The organism is Acinetobacter sp. YH12072 (assembly GCF_013419565.1).
Lineage (GTDB): Bacteria > Pseudomonadota > Gammaproteobacteria > Pseudomonadales > Moraxellaceae > Acinetobacter.
Genome location: NZ_VOZV01000008.1, coordinates 1 through 17,856 on the forward strand (window position 1 = coordinate 1; position 17,856 = coordinate 17,856).

Annotated in this window: 21 protein-coding genes; 5 read left to right on the forward strand and 16 right to left on the reverse strand. The window is 41.8% G+C overall.

Translation table 11 applies throughout. The features are described from left to right. On the forward strand, positions 1–454 hold a 454-nt coding region (locus FTU19_RS04600), incomplete at its 5' end, for an IS982 family transposase (RefSeq protein WP_180130224.1). A 97-nt stretch (positions 455–551) separates the two neighbouring features. On the opposite strand, the gene FTU19_RS04605 is transcribed toward FTU19_RS04600, so the two are convergent. Both FTU19_RS04605 and FTU19_RS04610 read right to left on the reverse strand, forming a co-directional pair. After that, positions 552–1,346: a nitroreductase family protein gene (locus FTU19_RS04605; protein WP_166138362.1), complete on the reverse strand. Its 795-nt coding sequence runs from the start codon at positions 1,344–1,346 to the stop codon at positions 552–554. 73 nt (positions 1,347–1,419) lie between these two features. Further along, positions 1,420–2,220 carry an enoyl-CoA hydratase gene (locus FTU19_RS04610; RefSeq protein WP_180130226.1) on the reverse strand — a complete coding sequence of 267 codons (801 nt, stop codon included), beginning with the start codon at positions 2,218–2,220 and terminating at the stop codon, positions 1,420–1,422. 101 nt (positions 2,221–2,321) lie between these two features. Between FTU19_RS04610 and FTU19_RS04615 the strand changes: the two genes are divergently transcribed. Together FTU19_RS04615 and FTU19_RS04620 are read left to right on the forward strand one after the other, a co-directional pair. Continuing rightward, positions 2,322–2,891, forward strand: coding sequence for a nicotinate-nicotinamide nucleotide adenylyltransferase (locus FTU19_RS04615; protein ID WP_004784571.1), 570 nt, complete (start codon positions 2,322–2,324; stop codon positions 2,889–2,891). A gap of 47 nt (positions 2,892–2,938) precedes the next feature. Then, the gene (locus tag FTU19_RS04620) at positions 2,939–3,502 is read left to right on the forward strand and encodes a YceI family protein (RefSeq protein ID WP_180015207.1); all 564 of its coding nucleotides are present in this window, start codon (positions 2,939–2,941) and stop codon (positions 3,500–3,502) included. Positions 3,503–3,548: 46 nt separating this feature from the next. On the opposite strand, the gene FTU19_RS04625 is transcribed toward FTU19_RS04620, so the two are convergent. Continuing rightward, the gene (locus FTU19_RS04625; protein ID WP_180130228.1) at positions 3,549–4,451 is read right to left on the reverse strand and encodes a LysR family transcriptional regulator ArgP; all 903 of its coding nucleotides are present in this window, start codon (positions 4,449–4,451) and stop codon (positions 3,549–3,551) included. A 107-nt stretch (positions 4,452–4,558) separates the two neighbouring features. Here FTU19_RS04625 and FTU19_RS04630 point away from each other — a divergent pair, with 107 nt between their 5' ends. Beyond that, positions 4,559–5,158 (forward strand): LysE/ArgO family amino acid transporter, encoded by a 600-nt coding sequence (locus tag FTU19_RS04630; RefSeq protein WP_166138351.1) that lies wholly within the window; start codon positions 4,559–4,561, stop codon positions 5,156–5,158. Between the two features lie 76 nt (positions 5,159–5,234). Here the strand turns inward: FTU19_RS04630 and FTU19_RS04635 are convergent, their stop codons facing one another. From FTU19_RS04635 to dapD, 5 genes are all read right to left on the reverse strand, one after another. Beyond that, positions 5,235–5,693 (reverse strand): peroxiredoxin, encoded by a 459-nt coding sequence (locus tag FTU19_RS04635; RefSeq protein ID WP_180130230.1) that lies wholly within the window; start codon positions 5,691–5,693, stop codon positions 5,235–5,237. A gap of 80 nt (positions 5,694–5,773) precedes the next feature. After that, positions 5,774–6,235, reverse strand: coding sequence for a hypothetical protein (locus FTU19_RS04640; RefSeq protein ID WP_034171206.1), 462 nt, complete (start codon positions 6,233–6,235; stop codon positions 5,774–5,776). Positions 6,236–6,262: 27 nt separating this feature from the next. Beyond that, entirely contained in the window at positions 6,263–6,931 is a 669-nt protein-coding gene (gene queC / locus FTU19_RS04645; protein ID WP_034704975.1) for a 7-cyano-7-deazaguanine synthase QueC, read from the reverse strand. A gap of 33 nt (positions 6,932–6,964) precedes the next feature. Continuing rightward, the gene (queE, locus tag FTU19_RS04650; RefSeq protein ID WP_180130231.1) at positions 6,965–7,675 is read right to left on the reverse strand and encodes a 7-carboxy-7-deazaguanine synthase QueE; all 711 of its coding nucleotides are present in this window, start codon (positions 7,673–7,675) and stop codon (positions 6,965–6,967) included. A gap of 131 nt (positions 7,676–7,806) precedes the next feature. Then, positions 7,807–8,628, reverse strand: a complete 822-nt coding sequence (dapD, locus tag FTU19_RS04655; protein ID WP_004784553.1) for a 2,3,4,5-tetrahydropyridine-2,6-dicarboxylate N-succinyltransferase — start codon at positions 8,626–8,628, stop codon at positions 7,807–7,809. Positions 8,629–8,927: 299 nt separating this feature from the next. On the opposite strand from dapD, the gene carO reads away from it, so the two are divergent. Further along, complete coding sequence (gene carO, locus FTU19_RS04660; RefSeq protein ID WP_180068927.1) at positions 8,928–9,671, forward strand: ornithine uptake porin CarO; 744 nt, start codon at positions 8,928–8,930, stop codon at positions 9,669–9,671. A 65-nt stretch (positions 9,672–9,736) separates the two neighbouring features. On the opposite strand, the gene FTU19_RS04665 is transcribed toward carO, so the two are convergent. The 8 genes from FTU19_RS04665 to FTU19_RS04700 form a co-directional block, all read right to left on the reverse strand. After that, the gene (locus FTU19_RS04665) at positions 9,737–10,939 is read right to left on the reverse strand and encodes an outer membrane protein transport protein (protein ID WP_180130233.1); all 1,203 of its coding nucleotides are present in this window, start codon (positions 10,937–10,939) and stop codon (positions 9,737–9,739) included. 118 nt (positions 10,940–11,057) lie between these two features. Further along, positions 11,058–11,981, reverse strand: coding sequence for a CysB family HTH-type transcriptional regulator (locus tag FTU19_RS04670; RefSeq protein ID WP_004784546.1), 924 nt, complete (start codon positions 11,979–11,981; stop codon positions 11,058–11,060). 52 nt (positions 11,982–12,033) lie between these two features. Beyond that, on the reverse strand, positions 12,034–13,095 hold the full coding sequence (locus FTU19_RS04675; RefSeq protein ID WP_004784543.1) for a sulfate/molybdate ABC transporter ATP-binding protein: 1,062 nt from the start codon (positions 13,093–13,095) through the stop codon (positions 12,034–12,036). A gap of 11 nt (positions 13,096–13,106) precedes the next feature. After that, positions 13,107–14,000: a sulfate ABC transporter permease subunit CysW gene (gene cysW / locus FTU19_RS04680; protein WP_180002807.1), complete on the reverse strand. Its 894-nt coding sequence runs from the start codon at positions 13,998–14,000 to the stop codon at positions 13,107–13,109. After that, entirely contained in the window at positions 13,997–14,830 is an 834-nt protein-coding gene (cysT, locus tag FTU19_RS04685) for a sulfate ABC transporter permease subunit CysT (RefSeq protein WP_004784537.1), read from the reverse strand. The genes cysW and cysT overlap by 4 nt, the downstream gene beginning before the upstream one ends. Before the next feature lie 86 nt (positions 14,831–14,916). Further along, positions 14,917–15,522: an alpha/beta hydrolase gene (locus FTU19_RS04690; RefSeq protein WP_180130235.1), complete on the reverse strand. Its 606-nt coding sequence runs from the start codon at positions 15,520–15,522 to the stop codon at positions 14,917–14,919. Positions 15,523–15,552: 30 nt separating this feature from the next. After that, positions 15,553–16,569, reverse strand: coding sequence for a sulfate ABC transporter substrate-binding protein (locus FTU19_RS04695; protein WP_180130237.1), 1,017 nt, complete (start codon positions 16,567–16,569; stop codon positions 15,553–15,555). 173 nt (positions 16,570–16,742) lie between these two features. Beyond that, positions 16,743–17,753, reverse strand: coding sequence for a sulfate ABC transporter substrate-binding protein (locus FTU19_RS04700; RefSeq protein WP_180130239.1), 1,011 nt, complete (start codon positions 17,751–17,753; stop codon positions 16,743–16,745). Between the last annotated feature and the right edge of the window lie 103 nt (positions 17,754–17,856).

Here is a 17,856-nt window from a genome sequence, read left to right on the forward strand (position 1 = left end):
TAGAAGCTCAATGGGCTGGTTTTATGGCTGTAAATTACATATTGTGATGAATCAATTTGGTGAAATTGCTTGTTCTGCTTTATCCAATGGACATTTGGCTGATATCAAAATGGTTGAGAGACTCGTTAAAGAGATGGAAGCAAAGTTGTATGGAGATCGTGGCTATATTAGTCAAGAACTGAAGAGTAGGTTGAAAGAGCAAGGTATTGATTTAATTACCTATCATCGAAAAAATATGCAGGCTATACAACTTTCTGAGTCAGATAAATATCACTTAAAACAGCGCAATAAGATAGAGACTTTATTCAGTTTATTGAAAGGTCAGTACAATTTAGTGACAAGCAAAGCACGTAGTGTTCATGGATTTCTAGGAGGGATTTACGCGTCCTTGTGTGCATATCAACTGATCCATAAAAATAAGCCAACAATTCAAATTATGAAGTCATCGGCTTAAGCAGGATTCGGGTTAATATACTTAATTAAGCGACATCCATGTCATCAAATATTAAGTAAATTAATATTCTTAAATCCTTTAAATACTATTTTTAAACTCAAACCTTCTGAATAAACAGCTCTCGATCAAAACGATACTGCGGGAAGAACACGCCATCTTTGGCACGTTCACCAGCACCAATCACCATCACCGGATATTGCTGATCATTCAGGTCCAGAATTTCACGAACCATTGGTTCATCGAAGCCTTCCATCATACAGCTATCAAAACCATAAGCACGTAAAGCCAGTACCAGATTTTCACATGCTAGTGCTGTGGTTTTACTTGCCCATAGCTTGGCATCGGCAGGACTAAATGCAGAAACCGGCATTTGTTTATCGAGTGTACGTGCTACTTTGAAAGCAACTTTCTTAAAGTTACCAAAGGCATTCAAATAACCGGTTTTGTAGTTGTATGGAATGTACTTATAGTACTTTTTAATGGCTGGTGGAGCCTCAGGAAATGGAAACTCGCTGATATTCAGTTTAGCCATTTCATCAACACGGTCAGTACGTGCCACACAGACAATCAGTTCTGAAGCTGTTTTAGCAGCAAGCTGGCTCATACATGCTTTAACCAGACGTTTTTTCTTGGAGGGGTTTTGCACCACATAAAATGTCCACGGCTGCAGGTTTGAAGAGTTTGGTGCCAGCAGTGCCAGATCCAGACAGGCATCTAATACTTCAGCAGGAATTGGCTTCTTGGTAAATTTACGCACTGAACGGCGGCTTTCGATGACCTTTCGGAAATTGTCTACATCAATATCCTGAGGTGCAGGTTCGTAATAACGTTTCTTTTCAGGATTTGAACTATCGGTTGTTTGAGAAGTCGTTTGGGAGTTTTCATTAGTCATAAGCGTGATTCTTTCAAAAATATAAAAGATTGAGGCAGTCTAAACTGCCTCAATTAAAAGATAAGTTTCAGAATTAGTTGAATTGTGTGAAATCAGGTTTCCGTTTTTGCATAAACGCCTGAACGGCTTCCGTCATTTCAGGTGAACCCACACGTTTCATAAAGATCTCAGCTTCATCATCAATACATTCGATAATTTCAGCCAGATTATGCTTCATCAGTGCTTTGGTTTGTTTAATAGAAGCCAGGGGTAAAGCAGCAAGAGTTTTTGCCTGTTTTTCAGCAGCAGCATAGACATCTTCTTCAATGCTATTTACCAGACCTGCACCCAATGCTTTTTCACTATTAAATCTCTGTGCAGTAAGTAATAGTTCAGCTGCTTTATGATAACCCGCTTGTTGTACCAGCAGCTTGCTTGAAGCACCTTCAGGAGACAGGCCAAGACTAACAAATGGAATCTGGAACAGGGCAGTATTATCACTATAAACCAGATCAGCATGCAGCAGAATCGTTACCCCGATCCCAATCGCAACGCCACGAACGGCAGCAATTAAAGGCTTGGTAAATTTTGCAGCGGACTTCAACAGGACAAAAGGAGGGGTATCACCAGCCTTAGCTTGCAGAGGTGTCTGAATAAACTTCATGAAGTCCTGCATGTCATTGCCGGCACTAAAGTCTGCATCCTGACCACGTAGAATCACGACACGCACACTACTATCCTGATCTGCTTCATCCAGCGCCTGTGCGATCCATAGATATAGTTCGCCGTAAAGCGCATTTTTTGCCTCAGGGCGGTGAATGGCTAAGGTCAATACGCCATGGTCTAAATTCGCATTTAAATGCTGATGCGGTTGTTGAATACAGCTCAGTGTCATCGTACTATCCTTGCTTTATTAATATGAATTTATTGGCGCTTATTATGTCGCAAAAAATTCCCTGCGGCATAACTGATGCGTTCATAAAAGTAAGATGTGCTATGAAGTATAAATTTGATTACCTGGTGTTTATTGGTCGTTTTCAACCTTTCCATCTGGCCCATATGCAAACGATTAAAATTGCCTTGCAGCAGAGCCAGCAGGTGATTCTGGCATTAGGCTCAGCACAGCAAGAACGTAATATTAAAAATCCATTTCTGGCCACTGAACGTGAAGAAATGATCCTGTCGAATTTTTCTGAAGCAGATCAGAAACGGATTAAATTTGTCCATGTCATTGATGTCTATAATGATGAAAAATGGCAAAAACTGGTGAAATCGCTGGTGTCTGAAGTAGTTGAAGCAGAAGCAAAAGTTGGTCTAATTGGACACTTTAAAGATGAATCTTCTTATTATTTAAGTTTGTTCCCGGAATGGGAAATGGTGGAACTGGATAGCTTGGTTGGCGCTATATCCGCCACTCCTTTACGTGAAGCGTATTATCGCGGTGAAGTGGTGGAATCGGCTTTTCCTTTAGGCACCAGTGAGTTTTTACATAAATTTAAAAATAATGAGATTTATCAACAATTGGTCAACAAGTTTGAACTAAATGATAAAACAAATCTGGGCTAAAACCGTTTTAAGGTAGTGAGTTCATTTGATTGTTAAGGATGAACACAATGAATCTATTCCTGAAAAATATAGCTTATGCGGGTGCTCTATCTGCTATGTGTATATCGGCTGCGTATGCTAAAAGCTGGACATTGACGCCTCAAAGTAGTGTCGGCTTTAGCATTAACTCCTTGGGTTTGAATGTGGTAAAGGGAAATTTTCAAGAGTTCAAGGCAACCATGCAGTTTGATCCCGATCGGCCACAACAGTCATCTACTGAGTTCACTATGCAGGTGGATAGCCTGGAGGTTTCCAAGCCCAGCCTTAAAAATATGATTATGGGTGAGGACCTGTTTCATGCATCGCGCTATAAAACAGTCAATTTCAAAAGTACCCAGTTTAAGCCAAATGGTACGAATCGTTATCAGGTCATGGGTCAACTCACTCTAAGAGGGGTTACTCGACCAGTAGTTTTCGATACCACTCTGACACCGAACAAGGGTAATCCTAATCTACTCGATGTGAAATCAACCACGGTAATTAATCGCTCAGATTTTGGGATGAAGAAAGCCACTGCAGGCGTGGGTGAAAAAGTTAATATTCACCTAATGGGACAGTGGAAAACCCAATAATCTGATATTCAATTTCTGTGAATTCGGCAGGACATCATAGAACTGCTTATTGAATTGGATTATTCATACATTGTTCTGCCTGTTCCAGAATGACTTTGGTTAACTGTTTTAGAGCGGGAGACTGCTGTTTCCAGTGATGCCAATATAAAGGTACATCACAACAGCATTCAGGCAGTATTTCGATCAGTGTCCCATTTTGAATCCGGTCCGCAATTTGATAGTCCGGCACCAAACCATATCCTAATCCTGAAAAAATAGCATCCGCAAAGGCGGTCGAGGAGGGGATATAGTGAAAAGGAAAACATTGCTGGTTTAAACCAAATTGAGCTAACAGTAGATGGCTATGTAAATGATCCTGATCATTATAAATTACAGCAGGTGCCTTACGCAGTGATTCCCGGTGAATGCCTTGTTTAAACCAGGAATGCACAAAAGCAGGTGTTGCGACCATTCTATAATGCATCTGCCCGATAAAATGAGCCTTACAGCCCGGCATGGCTTCACTCTCACTGCTAATGCAGGCATTGACTTGACCCTGCTCCAGAAGCTTATGAGTTTCACTTTGAACAGCGACCTGAAGATTCAAAGTGATTTTCTCTGCAAGCAGGGTGGTGTTCAGACAGGGAAATAACCAGGTCGCGAGTGAATCTGCATTTACCGCAATATGAATCGAGCTGAATTCTGCTTTATTTTGACCATTTAATTGCTGGATCAATTGCTGCTGTAACAGGCGTTGATGCTGCAAATAATTCAGTAAGGTTTGACCAGCATTGGTCACTTTACAAGGACGCTCACGTAGCACCAAAACTTGCCCCAAATCTCTTTCCAGATTTTGCACTCTTAAAGTGACTGCCGAAGCCGTTATATTTAATACTTTTGCGGCAGCATCAAAACTTTGGGTTTCTGCAACAGCCAGAAAAGCATCACAGTTTTTAGAATTAAGTGGCATAGCTTACCTAAATAAAATTTAGTCTAAATGATATTTTCTTAATTATATTTAATTGAAAAGAATAACATAGATAATGATCCCCATCTTTATAATTCCATGATATTCCAATGTTAAATGCATATATACAAGGTCTGGCGGTAGGCTTTAGCCTGATTATTGCCATTGGTGCACAAAATGCTTTTGTATTAAAACAGGGCTTGAAACAGCAGTATGTCTTTGCAATCTGTATGTGTTGTGCATTGTCTGATGCAATATTGATTTTTGCCGGTGTTCTGGGATTTTCACAATTAATGCTGGTCAATCCGCACTGGATCAATATGGCGAAATATCTGGGTGCAACTTTTCTGGCGATCTATGGCGCTCAGCATTTTTATCAGGCCTGGAAGAATGAGCAGCGTCTGGACACAGATCAAAAAGATGTGCCTTCTTTATATAAAGTTTTGCTGATCTGTTTGATGCTGACCTGGCTCAATCCGCATGTTTATCTGGATGCACTGGTCTTGATTGGTTCTATCTCCACCCAATATTCCAATGCGCAGATACAATTTGCCTTAGGAGCGATTAGTGCGTCCTTTGTATTCTTTTTTGGACTGGGCTATGCAGCACGTTATTTGCAACCTATTTTTCAGCGTCCAAAAGCCTGGAAAATACTGGATGTACTCATTGGCTGTGTAATGTGGTCAATTGCAGTTTCTTTAGTGAACTAAATTATTCTTTGCAGCAACTCTAAAGAAAAAGGCATGATATTTCTATTCATGCCTTTTTTTGATTTTATAAAAGACCTTAAGCAGTCTGTAAAGCTTTCAAATCTTCTAAAACCTGTTCAGCATGGCCAGCAGCTTTCACCTTACGGTATTCTTTGACCAGTTTGCCATTATGGAAAATGAAGGTAGAGCGCTCAATGCCCATCACTTTCTTGCCATACATATTCTTTTCTTTAATGACATCAAAGTGTTTGCATAACACTTCTTCTTTATCACTGATCAGATTGATAGTCAGATTCTGTTTTTCAGTAAAGTTCTGGTGCGCTTTAATCGAGTCACGTGATACGCCCAAGATAGTCGTATTGAGTGCATCAAACTGATCTTTTAAACAAGAGAAACCGACTGCCTGAGTGGTACAGCTAGGTGTCGAATCTTTAGGATAAAAATAGATAACCAGCCATTCTGCATCCAGTTGGGCCAGATTAATTTCACCTGTAGTGGTTGAAAAAGTGTGCTCAGGTAAGCTGATCTCAGACATGGTCTCTCCAATTTTTCTAAATTTTTTCAAAAAAATAAGCCACATTATAGTGGCTTATTCTAGAAAAACATCCGTCAGGATTATTTCTTTTGAGCGGCTTTATTGGCTTCTGCAGCAAGTGAATTTAATTTACCTGCGAGCTGTGGGCCTACACAAGACTGCACATTCTGGCTTTGTTTTTTAACAAAGTCTAAAGTTGCAGGGTTTTTCTTCTGGTTAATGGTGCTTTGAATCTGCCATTTCTGAGCTTGAGTCAATTTACCTTCTGCATCTACTTCACATGTACAAAGCTTATTCACATCAGACTGAGTCAGTTTTTTGTACTTCACTGCCTGTTTGTATGGAATAGCACAGGCTTTAATTAAACCGTCACGTACATTTGAACTGCTTCCAGCATTTTTCATGGCAGTTGTGTATTCTTTTTTCATTGCCTCAAATTCTGCTTTTGCCTTAGCTTGATCATTATTTGCAAAAGATGCAGTTGAAAATAGGGCAGACAAAGAGAGTAGGCTAGTCGCAAGTAATTTGGCTTTAATATTCATAATATGGATTTATAACCTTGATCGATTTTAAAGGTAATAACGTGTCGGGTCTTCAACACCTGCATCAGCAAAACCTTGCTTGCGTAAACGACAACTGTCACATGTTCCACACGCACGTCCTTGGTCATCTGCTTGGTAGCAAGATACCGTTTGACTGTAGTCTACGCCATGTTCTAGGCCTAAGCGAATGATATTTGCTTTGGATAAATGTAACAAAGGTGTTTCAAATTTCAGGGCCTGACCTTCGACACCAACCTTGGTTGCAAGGCGTGCCATGTTGGCAAAAGCTTCGATAAATTCCGGGCGACAGTCTGGATAACCTGAATAATCCACCGCATTAATCCCGATCACAATTGCCTCAGCACCGAACACTTCTGCAGCAGCCAAAGCATAAGATAAGAAGATGGTATTTCGTGCAGGCACATAGGTTACCGGAATACCTTCCTGCAATTGGTCTGGTACCTCAATGCTATGATCAGTAAGGGCTGAGCCGCCCAGGTTACCTAAATCAATATTGATGACACGATGTTCTACACCCGAGCGTTGAGCCAGCGCACGAGCTGCATCAAGTTCTGTAGTAGAGCGTTGGCCATACATAAAACTTAGTGCGATACATTCATAGCGTGCCTGCGCCCAAGCCAGACAGGTTGTTGAATCTAATCCGCCAGATAACAATACAATGGCACGAGGGCGCATAACAAATACTCCAATATAGTAAATTTACAAAAATTAACGACCAGTTTCATCATTCCATAACAACTTGTGCAGCTGCAGCTGGAAACGAACAGGGAGATGGTCTTCTAAAATCCATTGAGCCAGATCACGTGCCAATTGTGGCAAGCGCGCAGCTCCTTTTTCAACTGAAAATGCAGGGGAGAACCAGACCGTACTGACTTTTTCATTCAACTGGTACTGTTCTACCTGCTGTTTTGACCATTCATAATCTTCACGATTACAGATCACAAACTTAATCTGGTCATGCTGAGTCAAATGATCCAGATTTGTAAGCAAATTTCGTGCAACTTCACCTGAAGTTGGTGTTTTTAAATCCAGAACTTTGGATACACGTGTATCCACTTTAGATACATCTAACGCACCACTGGTTTCTAAAGAGACTTCACAGCCTAAATCTGCAAGTCGCTGCATCAAAGGCAGGGCGTTCGGTTGCGCCAATGGTTCACCTCCGGTCACACAGACATAAGGCGTTTTAAAATCAAGCGTGGTCTGAATGATGTTATCTAAAGATTTGCGTACGCCACCTTCAAAAGAATAGGTAGTATCACAATAGGTACAGCGCAGTGGACATCCGGTTAAGCGGATAAATACGGTCGGTAAACCTGCAGTATTGGCTTCACCTTGTAATGAATAGAAGATCTCCGTAATGCGTAAGCCCGCAGACGGATCAGAAACTGGAATTGCGGAAGATCGAAGCGTATTCATAACAACATTAACCACTGAAAAATAAATAACAATGTATAAAAATAAAAATCCCTACGATCATTGCTGACCGTAGAGACGAGGAGCGGTTGAAGCTCCGGGGAACACAAATGTACCCTCTAAGTTAAGACATCTTAGTCTTCGCGAAGCAGATCGTTCAGGCTAGTTTTAGCACGAGTTTTCGCATCTACTTTTTTCACGATTACAGCTGCATATAAGCTGTATTTACCGCATTTAGATGGCAGGCTGCCTGATACCACAACAGAACCAGCAGGTACGCGGCCATAATGGATTTCGCCAGTTTCACGGTCATAAATCTTGGTAGATTGACCAATGAATACGCCCATTGAAATGACAGAACCTTCTTCAACGATTACGCCTTCAACGATTTCAGAACGTGCACCGATGAAACAGTTGTCTTCAATAATAGTTGGATTAGCTTGAAGCGGTTCAAGAACACCACCGATCCCTACACCACCAGACAAGTGAACATTTTTACCAATTTGAGCACATGAACCTACAGTTGCCCAAGTATCAACCATCGTACCTTCATCTACATAAGCACCGATGTTCACATAAGAAGGCATCAGTACCACGTTTTTCGCCTGGAAAGAACCTTTACGCGCTACCGCCGGAGGAACAACACGTACGCCAGCAGCTTTAAACTGCTCGTCAGTCCAGTCAGAGAATTTAGTATCTACTTTGTCGTAAAAGCGAAGATCACAAGCTTCCATTGGTTTGTTATCGTTTAATTTAAATGATAACAATACCGCTTTCTTAATCCATTGATGAACAACCCATTCACCTTCGATTTTTTCAGCAACACGTAAAGTACCATTGTCCAGGCCAGCAATTACTTCCTCAACTGCTTGACGGATTTCAGCAGGACAGTCTGCTGCTGTGAAATTCGCACGGTCTTCAAACGCTTGTTCAATGATTGTTGAAAGCTGAGACATGATCTTCCTTCCAGAAAAAAATTTCCGATATTTTACACTATATTGCTCTAAAAAGATGGAAAACTAGGAAGGGTGCTGAATTAAATTCGCAAGTAAAGTGATTAGTATCCTTTTCGTATTTTAGATATGTACAAACATTGTTTAAAAAAGGCTTATCATTCAACAAGAAAAATTAATATGTATCAAAAAATAACAAAAGCTCAGCAAAACACGAATAAAAAATATTCATTGGCTCCTTTATATTGAGCTCATCACGAATAACTATTGATGAAAAAAAAGTTCTTTTGAGGAGAGAAATAATGAAAGCTTTATATCAACTTTTAGCAGTATCCGTTCTAGCTGCCACAGCTGGATCTGTCATGGCTGCTGATGAAACAATTGTAACAGATGAAGGCGTAGCTGAATTCTCTTTCTTTAAACCTGCAGCCGTTCGTGCTGAAGTCGGTACTACCGGTTATGGTGGCGCGATCTCTTGGAATGCTAACCCTTATGTAGGTGTTACTCTAGGTTATAATGGTGGTGATATTTCTTGGACTGATGATTTATCAATCAATGGTACAAAATATGACCTAGATATGGACAATAACCTGACTTACTTAAATGCTGAGATTCGTCCTTGGGCGAACTGGTTCTATATGGCAGCAGGTGTCGCTTATATTGATAATGATTATAGCTTAGAACGTCGACCAGGCACGAATGCTTCATTCACAGTGGATGGCGCACGTTTTAGCAACCCAACTGGTGCAGATGTTCGTATCAATGGTGATTTATCATATAAAAATAATATTGCACCTTATGTAGGTATCGGTTTCTCTCCAGCAATTACTAATCGTTGGGGTGTATTTGGTGAAATCGGCGCATACTACAATGGTAATCCAACAGTAGATCTAACAGCTAATCCAGAAGCATATGCAGCAGTTGGTCTTGCTGAAGATGGTCGTTCTTTAGAGCAAGCATTAGCTGATGAGCGAGATGCACTTCGTAACGATAATAAATACGAATGGTTACCAGTGGCTAAACTAGGTGTAAGCTTCCGTTTCTAAGCTATAGCTGCTTAACCTAATAAAAAAAAACGAGCTTCGGCTCGTTTTTTTTTATTTATTAAAAACTATTGAAAGTGATAGCCCAACTTCATACCGACCACCCAAACATCGTTATCATCTACTGCGGATAAGCCCACGAACTGGGGTATAGCAGCGTTTGTATCTGTTTTAGGCTTCTGAAATTTTAAATAATACAGTCCTGTAGCAACATCCCAGTGTTTTTGAAAATTCTGAAAATAGCCCAAACTGACTCCCCAATAGCCGTCACTCGGATTCAAGGTAGAAGCTGGATTTCCCGTACCTGAGTCCCATAGAATTTCAAAAGAATTAATCATAGAGGAAGGCCATTGATGGGCGATTCCAAATTTAGCCGACCATTGATCCTCCTGATAATCGATCATCTTGATATCTTTCACTTCAGGAAACTCCAAAGCGGCATAATCAATCACTGCACTGAATTTCGGCGGTTGAATAACAAAATCTTGCCAATTTACCCAGCGTAAACCCGCATAAAAAATATTCTGAGAGGGAAGCCCAGTCTGAAAATCAAAATTAATGGATTGAGGTGTTTGCACGTGGGTAAAGCAGGACGTAGCTGTGCCGACTGTAAGTGATTCTGTGGTTTCCAGTTGAAGATTTATGGCTGAACGATAAGTTAACGCAGTTCTAAAGAAATACTCAGGAATTTGATAGCTCATTCCAGCGAGCCAACCCCAGGCAGCATTTTGTTCAAGCTGAACGTGATAACCATTAAAGATAGAAAAAGATTCACCTACCAAACTTAGATTACCTTCTAAGGTCTGATAACTTAGTCCTGCATAGAGATTCCAGTTGGGATCAGGCTGATATCCAAGAATGGAAGTCAGATTATGACTATCAAACTCAATATCGGCTGCTTCAATCTCTGTAGGCTTACCTGCAAAAATTGGACTATATTGATATGCAACATCGACATGGAAGGGCTGATCGTAAATAAGACCCCAAGAGATCTGTGGATGAAGCTGTAATTTTAATGCAGCATTCGCAACCAACTGATTATTCGCAAGCTGACCCGTGGAAAAATCCTGAATACCTAATTGTTCTAATACTTCGGTATGCTGCACCTGACCGCTGACATTGGGATTTGTCCAGGCAAATGATACTTCGACATAATGCTCCTTTTCAAAAAAGGACTGGATAGTTTGATTGGATTGCTCAAAAGCGGCAGCAAAACTTGTCCCGGAAAAAATCAGTCCACATCCCAAGAGGGAAAATTTGTAGCTCATCATTAATATAATTTATTTATTGAATTATACTGTGATTATGCTTGATTTTTATTGAAATAATCTACCGTTAAAATTAAAAAAGAGGCAATACGCCTCTTCAATTCAGAAAGTACAATCCATATTATTCATCTGGATAAGCCACTTTTTTCAGTGCCTTGATGTCCGCATCTGGTGAGCATAAAGAAATAAACTCATAACCATAACCACGTAATAAGTGGCCTTTACGTACTGCGATCCAGGTAGTATTTACCCCAAAAATATCAGTTTTAATTTGTTTCAAACGATAGTCACGTTCTGGATCATAAGCCAGATCATTGACAATACCGACACCCATGTTGAGCTCGACATAAGTTTTAATCACGTCGGCATCCAGAGCTGACATTACGATATCCACATCTACACCGGCTTCTTCAAAGGCTGAGTCGATTTTAGAACGGCCAGTAAAACCACCATGATAAGTAATAATCGGATAGCCAGCGAGGTCTTCAATACGTACCTGTTCTTTGCTATTTAGCGGGTGATTTTGCGGCGTAATAATACTGTGCTGCCAGTTATAATAAGGCACACTCGCCAGATTTTCTTCAGTCGTTAAGGCTTCAGTCGCAATCCCGATATCTGCTTCACCCTGAAGTAGCATTTCAGTAATTTCCATTGGACTGGCTTGTTGCAAAATCAGATGAACTTTCGGAAATTCTTTTTTGAACTGATTCACGATCGGCGGTAATACATAACGTGCTTGGGTATGCGTCGTTGCAATCGTTAATGTACCTTCATCGACCTTGTTAAAGTCATCTGCAAGACGTTTAATATTGTCTGCATCAACCAGCATACGTTCTACAATACCAAGAAGTGCCTGACCTGGTTCAGTCAGTCCTAATAGGCGTTTACCTTTACGGATAAATAGCTGTACACCAAGCTCATCTTCTAAATCTTTAATATGCTTACTGACACCTGACTGCGAAGTATAAAGCGCGGCTGAAGCTTCAGTTAAGTTAAAATTCTGTCTAACAGTTTCTCGAATAATTCTTAATTGTTGGAAATTCATAATTCTTTACCCTATAAGAGGATGGGGCATTTTAAAGCCCCATCTTGCAGTCTTACGCGACCTGGTTTTCAAATAAATGCAGATTTAATGCACTCAACCAAACAGTTTGATCCGGACGGAATTGATGAGCGCGGGCTTCTTCTGGTGTCAGTGAAATTTCAATCAGATTGCCTTGGCGGTCATTCAATTCTGCAACGACTTTTCCTGCAATCCAGAGTTCACGAATAAACGTGGCCTGAATCGCATTCTCTTGTGGTTGGGCATGAATACGCAGTTCATCCGGGCGAGCGAAGACAATGACATTACCCTGAGCTGCCTGTTTGGCGGCATCGAACTGGATACGGTCTTCACCTAGCTGAAGTATGCCGCCATTATTCTGGCCTTCGAAGCGGTTGGCTTGTCCCAGGAAGTCAAACACGAATGGTGTTTTCGGTGTTTCATACACTTCACGTGGTGAACCGATCTGTTCCACATTGCCTTTGTTCATCACCACGATCTGATCAGCAACTTCTAAGGCTTCTTCCTGATCGTGAGTGACGAAAATTGAAGTAATGTGCAGTTCATCATGCAGGGTACGTAACCAGCGACGTAGTTCTTTACGGACTTTGGCATCTAGTGCACCGAACGGTTCATCCAGTAACAGTACACGTGGCTCAACGGCTAGTGCACGAGCCAAAGCAATACGTTGACGCTGACCACCAGAAAGCTGAGCCGGATAACGGTCTGCCAGGAAGCCAAGTTGTACCAGATCAAGCAAGCGGGTCACACGTTTTTTAATTTCTGCTTCCGATGGACGAGTAGAGCGTGGACGGACACGCAGACCAAAAGCCACGTTATCGAATACGGTCATATGACGGAACAGGGCATAGTGCTGGAATACAAAACCCACTTCACGTTCACGAACGTGAACATTGGTTGCATCCTGTCCTTCCAGAATCACCTGACCACCGTCAGCAGATTCCAGACCAGCAATGATACGCAATAGGGTAGTTTTACCGCAGCCTGAAGGGCCGAGCAGGGCAACCAGCTGACCATCCGGGAAATCCAGAGAAATGTTTTTCAGTGCATGGAATGCACCAAAGTGTTTTTCAATATTTTTAACTTGAATACTCATGTGGGCATTCCTTAAGAAACTGTTGAATCGTCATTACGTTTGTCTTGTTTTTCCTGGCGCAGTTCTACCCAGGTTTTCAGAACCAGAGTCACAATTGCGAGGAGAGCCAGGAGCGATGACACGGCAAACGCAGCGCTAAAGGTATATTCGTTATATAGAATTTCGACGTGTAGCGGCAAAGTATTGGTTTCACCACGGATATGGCCAGAAACCACTGATACTGCACCGAACTCACCCATGGCGCGGGCATTACACAGAATTACGCCGTAAATCAGACCCCATTTGATATTTGGCAGGGTCACTTTCCAGAAGGTTTGCCAGCCAGATGCACCGAGTACAATTGCAGCTTCTTCTTCTTCAGTACCTTGCGCTTCCATTAAAGGGATCAGCTCACGTGCTACAAAAGGTACGGTAATGAAGATCGTTGCTAGAACAATCGCAGGAACGGCGTAAAGGATCTTGATGTCATTATCCATCAACCAGCCACCCATCCAGCCTTGAGTACCGAAAATCAGTACCAGCATCAAACCTGCAATAACAGGTGATACTGAGAAAGGCATATCGATAATGGTGGTTAAAATTGACTTACCAGGGAAGTTAAACTTCGCTACTGACCAGGCTGCAGCTATGCCGAATATTACATTCATTGGTACCGCGATCACAGCCGTTAGTAAAGTCAGTTTGACCGCAGATAAAGTATCTGGATGAACAAGGGCTTGCGTATATACGCCAACCCCTTGTTTAAATGCTTCAACAAAGACCAGAACCAAAGGCAGGATCAGGCAGCTTAAAAAGAAGATCAGTGCAATCGCAATCAGGGTATAACGTACCCAGGTCGGCTCACGAGTCGCATCGCGGGATTGCAGCTTTTCAGCCAGCGCATTGCTGTTGGTATTTAAACTCATCGTGCAGTTCTCCCGGTACGGCGGCTCGCCCAAGCTTGCAATAAGTTAATCAGGAAGAGCATTACAAAGGAAATGAGCAGCATCACTACAGCAATTGTGGTCGCACCTGCATAGTCATATTCTTCCAGACGGGAAATAATCATCAGCGGTGCAATTTCAGTTTCAAAAGGCTGGTTACCCGCAATGAAAATGACCGAACCATATTCACCGACACCACGTGCAAAGGCCAAAGCAAAACCTGTGATCAGTGCTGGCAGCAGAATCGGGAAAATGACTTTGGTGACAATCTGAAAACGGTTTGCACCGAGTGCAGAAGCCGCTTCTTCCAGTTCAGTTTCTAAATCAGAAAGAACCGGCTGTACCGTACGGACCACAAAAGGAATACCGATAAAGATCAAGGCCAAGGTAATACCGATCGGGGTATAAGCCACCTTGATGCCGATTGGATCTAAATACTGACCAATCCAGCCAGTCGGTGCATATAAAGAAGTCAGAGCAATACCGGCAACTGCGGTTGGCAGGGCAAAAGGCAGATCGACCAGTGCATCGACAATACGTTTGCCCGGAAAGCTATAACGCACCAGACACCATGCCAGTAACAGGCCAAAAACTACATTAATCAAAGCAGCAATAATGGCTGAACTAAAGCTTAGCTGTAATGATTTCAAGATACGTTCAGAGCTCAGGATTTCCCATAAGCCTTCCCAGCCAATGCCGAGTGATTTAATAAAAACGGCAGATAGCGGGATCAGAACGATTAATGACAAATACGCTAGGGTAAAGCCTAGAGAAAGACCAAATCCTGGCAGCACTCGGGATCGCTGCGACATGATTACTCCTCAAAAGAGAGAATGCTGGTTAAAGTTAACCAGCGAAAATTAGAAAATAGAATCGGCACAAGCATAATTTGCAGGGACTAAAATGCAAATTTAAAATAATACTTGCTCTCATCAACTTTGCTGATATGGTGCATAGCCTTTTCTGAAATCAAATATTGTTCAATTTCAGGGAAAGGACCAAAACCGGAAGCAACATTGACATGGCCTACAGCTCCCAGATTAATCGGTTTGATCTTCCAGGCTTTCGCCAGAACCTGGGCATCTTCAAAACTCAGCCAAGGATCATTTTCACTGATCAGCAAAGTCGTTGGAGCCTGAATCTTGAGCTGCTGAAAATAGGCGCTGTAATCCATCTGGCTATCACGGGCAAAACCATTTTCCCCAAAACGTGCCGGATTGGCAGGTGCAACCAGCACCAGATTTTTGACTTTAGTATTCAGTTCAGGATGCTGGGCCAGTGCTGCCACGCTGGTCAAACAGCCAAAGCTATGTGCCACAATTTGTACATCATCTGGAATGGCTTGCAGGGTTTTAACAAATTCTGCGACCCATACATCCAGTACCGGACGATTCCAGTCTTTTTGCTGTACACGGGAGCAACGCATGAGCCGGTGTTGCAGGCAGGTTTGCCAGTGATTGTATTCACTGCCACCTACACCGGGAACAATAAGCGTATGAGTCATGTCGATGCTCCTGTATGAAATCAGCTTAAATTATTTTTTTGCGCTGTTAGCTTTAACGATCTGGTCAAAAACACCATCATTTTCAAAGTGGGCTTTCTGTACTTTATCCCAGCCACCAAACTCCTGATCAATAGTCACCAGTTTTAATGGCTTAAAGACTTGGCTATATTTCGCCAGTACTTTTTCATTACGTGGGCGATAGAAGTTACGTGCTGAGATTTCCTGACCCCGTGGTGAGTAAAGGAAGTTTAAATAACCTTGTGCCAAGTATTTGTTGCCTTTTTTATTGGCATTCTTTTCAACAATCGCCACGGGTGGCTCAGCCAGAATTGACAGGGAAGGAGTCACAATTTCAAACTTGCCCGGTTGTTCACGAAGGGCTAAATGTGCTTCATTTTCCCAAGCCAGTAATACGTCACCGATGCCACGTTCAGCAAAAGTAGTGGTTGAACCACGCGCACCTGAATCAAGTACTTTGGTTTGTTTATAGATTTTACGAACAAATTCTTGTGCAGTTTTGTCGTTACCGCCCGGTAAGTGTTTGGCATATGCCCAAGCTGCTAAATAGTTCCAGCGTGCACCACCTGAAGTTTTAGGATTTGGCGTGATAATCGCTACACCTGGTTTTATCAGATCACCCCAATCCTTGATGCCCTTTGGATTGCCTTTACGTACCAGGAATACAATAGTAGAAGTATATGGTGTTGAGTTTTGTGGTAATTTTTTCTGCCAGTCTGCAGGTAACAGTTTGGCTTTTTCGACCAGTACATCAATGTCAGCGGCTAATGCCAAAGTTACGACATCGGCATCCAGACCATCAATCACGGCACGCGCCTGTTTACCTGAACCACCATGTGACTGTTTAAAGTTAATACTTTGGCCAGTACGGCTTTTCCAGTATTTACCAAATTCTTTGTTGACGTCTTCATAGAGTTCACGCGTCGGATCATAAGAGACATTCAAAAAGTCGCGTGCTGCAGCAGAAAACGAAGTTGCTGAAATAACAGCAGCAAGAACCCCTAGTTTTAGTTTTGTTGAAATGCTCATGTGAACCTCAAACTCTTACACGTTTTGTAACATGAGTGAAGAATAAACCTATTCTTTATGCATAAAAAATAATTAAAAATGAATTTTATATGAAAATATAAGATAAAAGATTTTATAAGTATTTGAAACAACAATGGCCTTATTCAATAAGGCCATTGCATAGACATTTATTATTACGATTTTGTACTATTTGCCTTTACGATCTGGTCAAAGATACCGCCATTGGCAAAGTGTTTTTTCTGTACTTTGTCCCAGCCACCAAACTCTTTATCAATAGTCACCAGCTTCAGCGATTTAAAGACATTGCTGTATTGTTTTAATACTGCCGCATTACGTGGGCGATAGAAATTCTTTGCAGCAACCGTTTGACCTGCAGGTGAGTACAGGTAGTTCAAATAAGCTTTAGCCAGATTTTCATTACCATCTTTTTTGGCATTCTTTTCAACGATTGCTACTGGTGGTTCAGCCAGAATCGACAAAGAAGGGGTGATGATTTCAAACTTGCCAGGCTGTTCACGAATCGCTAAATGCGCTTCATTTTCCCAAGCCAGCAATACATCACCGATCCCACGTTCAGCAAAAGTGGTGGTTGAACCACGTGCACCTGAGTCGAGTACTTTAGTTTGTTTGTAGATCTGGCGAACAAAGTCTTGAGCTCTAGTATCATTGCCGCCTGGCTGATGTTTCGCCCAAGCCCAAGCTGCTAAATAGTTCCAGCGCGCGCCACCAGAGGTTTTCGGGTTTGGTGTGATGATTTCTACGCCAGGTTTCACCAGATCGCCCCAGTCTTTAATGCCTTTAGGGTTGCCTTTTTTCACCAAGAAAACGATGGTTGAGGTATAAGGTGTTGAGTTTTGTGGGAATTTCTTTTGCCAGTCTTTAGGTAGCAGGCCACGAGCAGCGATTTCATCAATATCTGCAGCCAGGGCCAAAGTCACAACGTCCGCATCCAGACCATCAATGACAGCACGTGCCTGTTTGCCTGAACCGCCATGTGACTGTTTAAAGTTCACATCCTGACCAGTAGATTTTTTCCAGTAAGCACTGAATTCTTTATTAAAGTTATCGTACAATTCGCGAGTTGGATCATAAGACACGTTTAGGAAGTCTTTTGCAGATACGCTAAAAGCGGTTGCTGAAATAAGTGCTGTCAATACCCCAATTTTTAATTTACGGATGTTCATATTTGCCTCAAATGTTTCTTTGTTTTGTTGGATGGGGCAAGAATAGCTGGAGATTTTTTGCATAAAAAATAATTAAAAACGAATTTTATGTGAGTAAAACAGA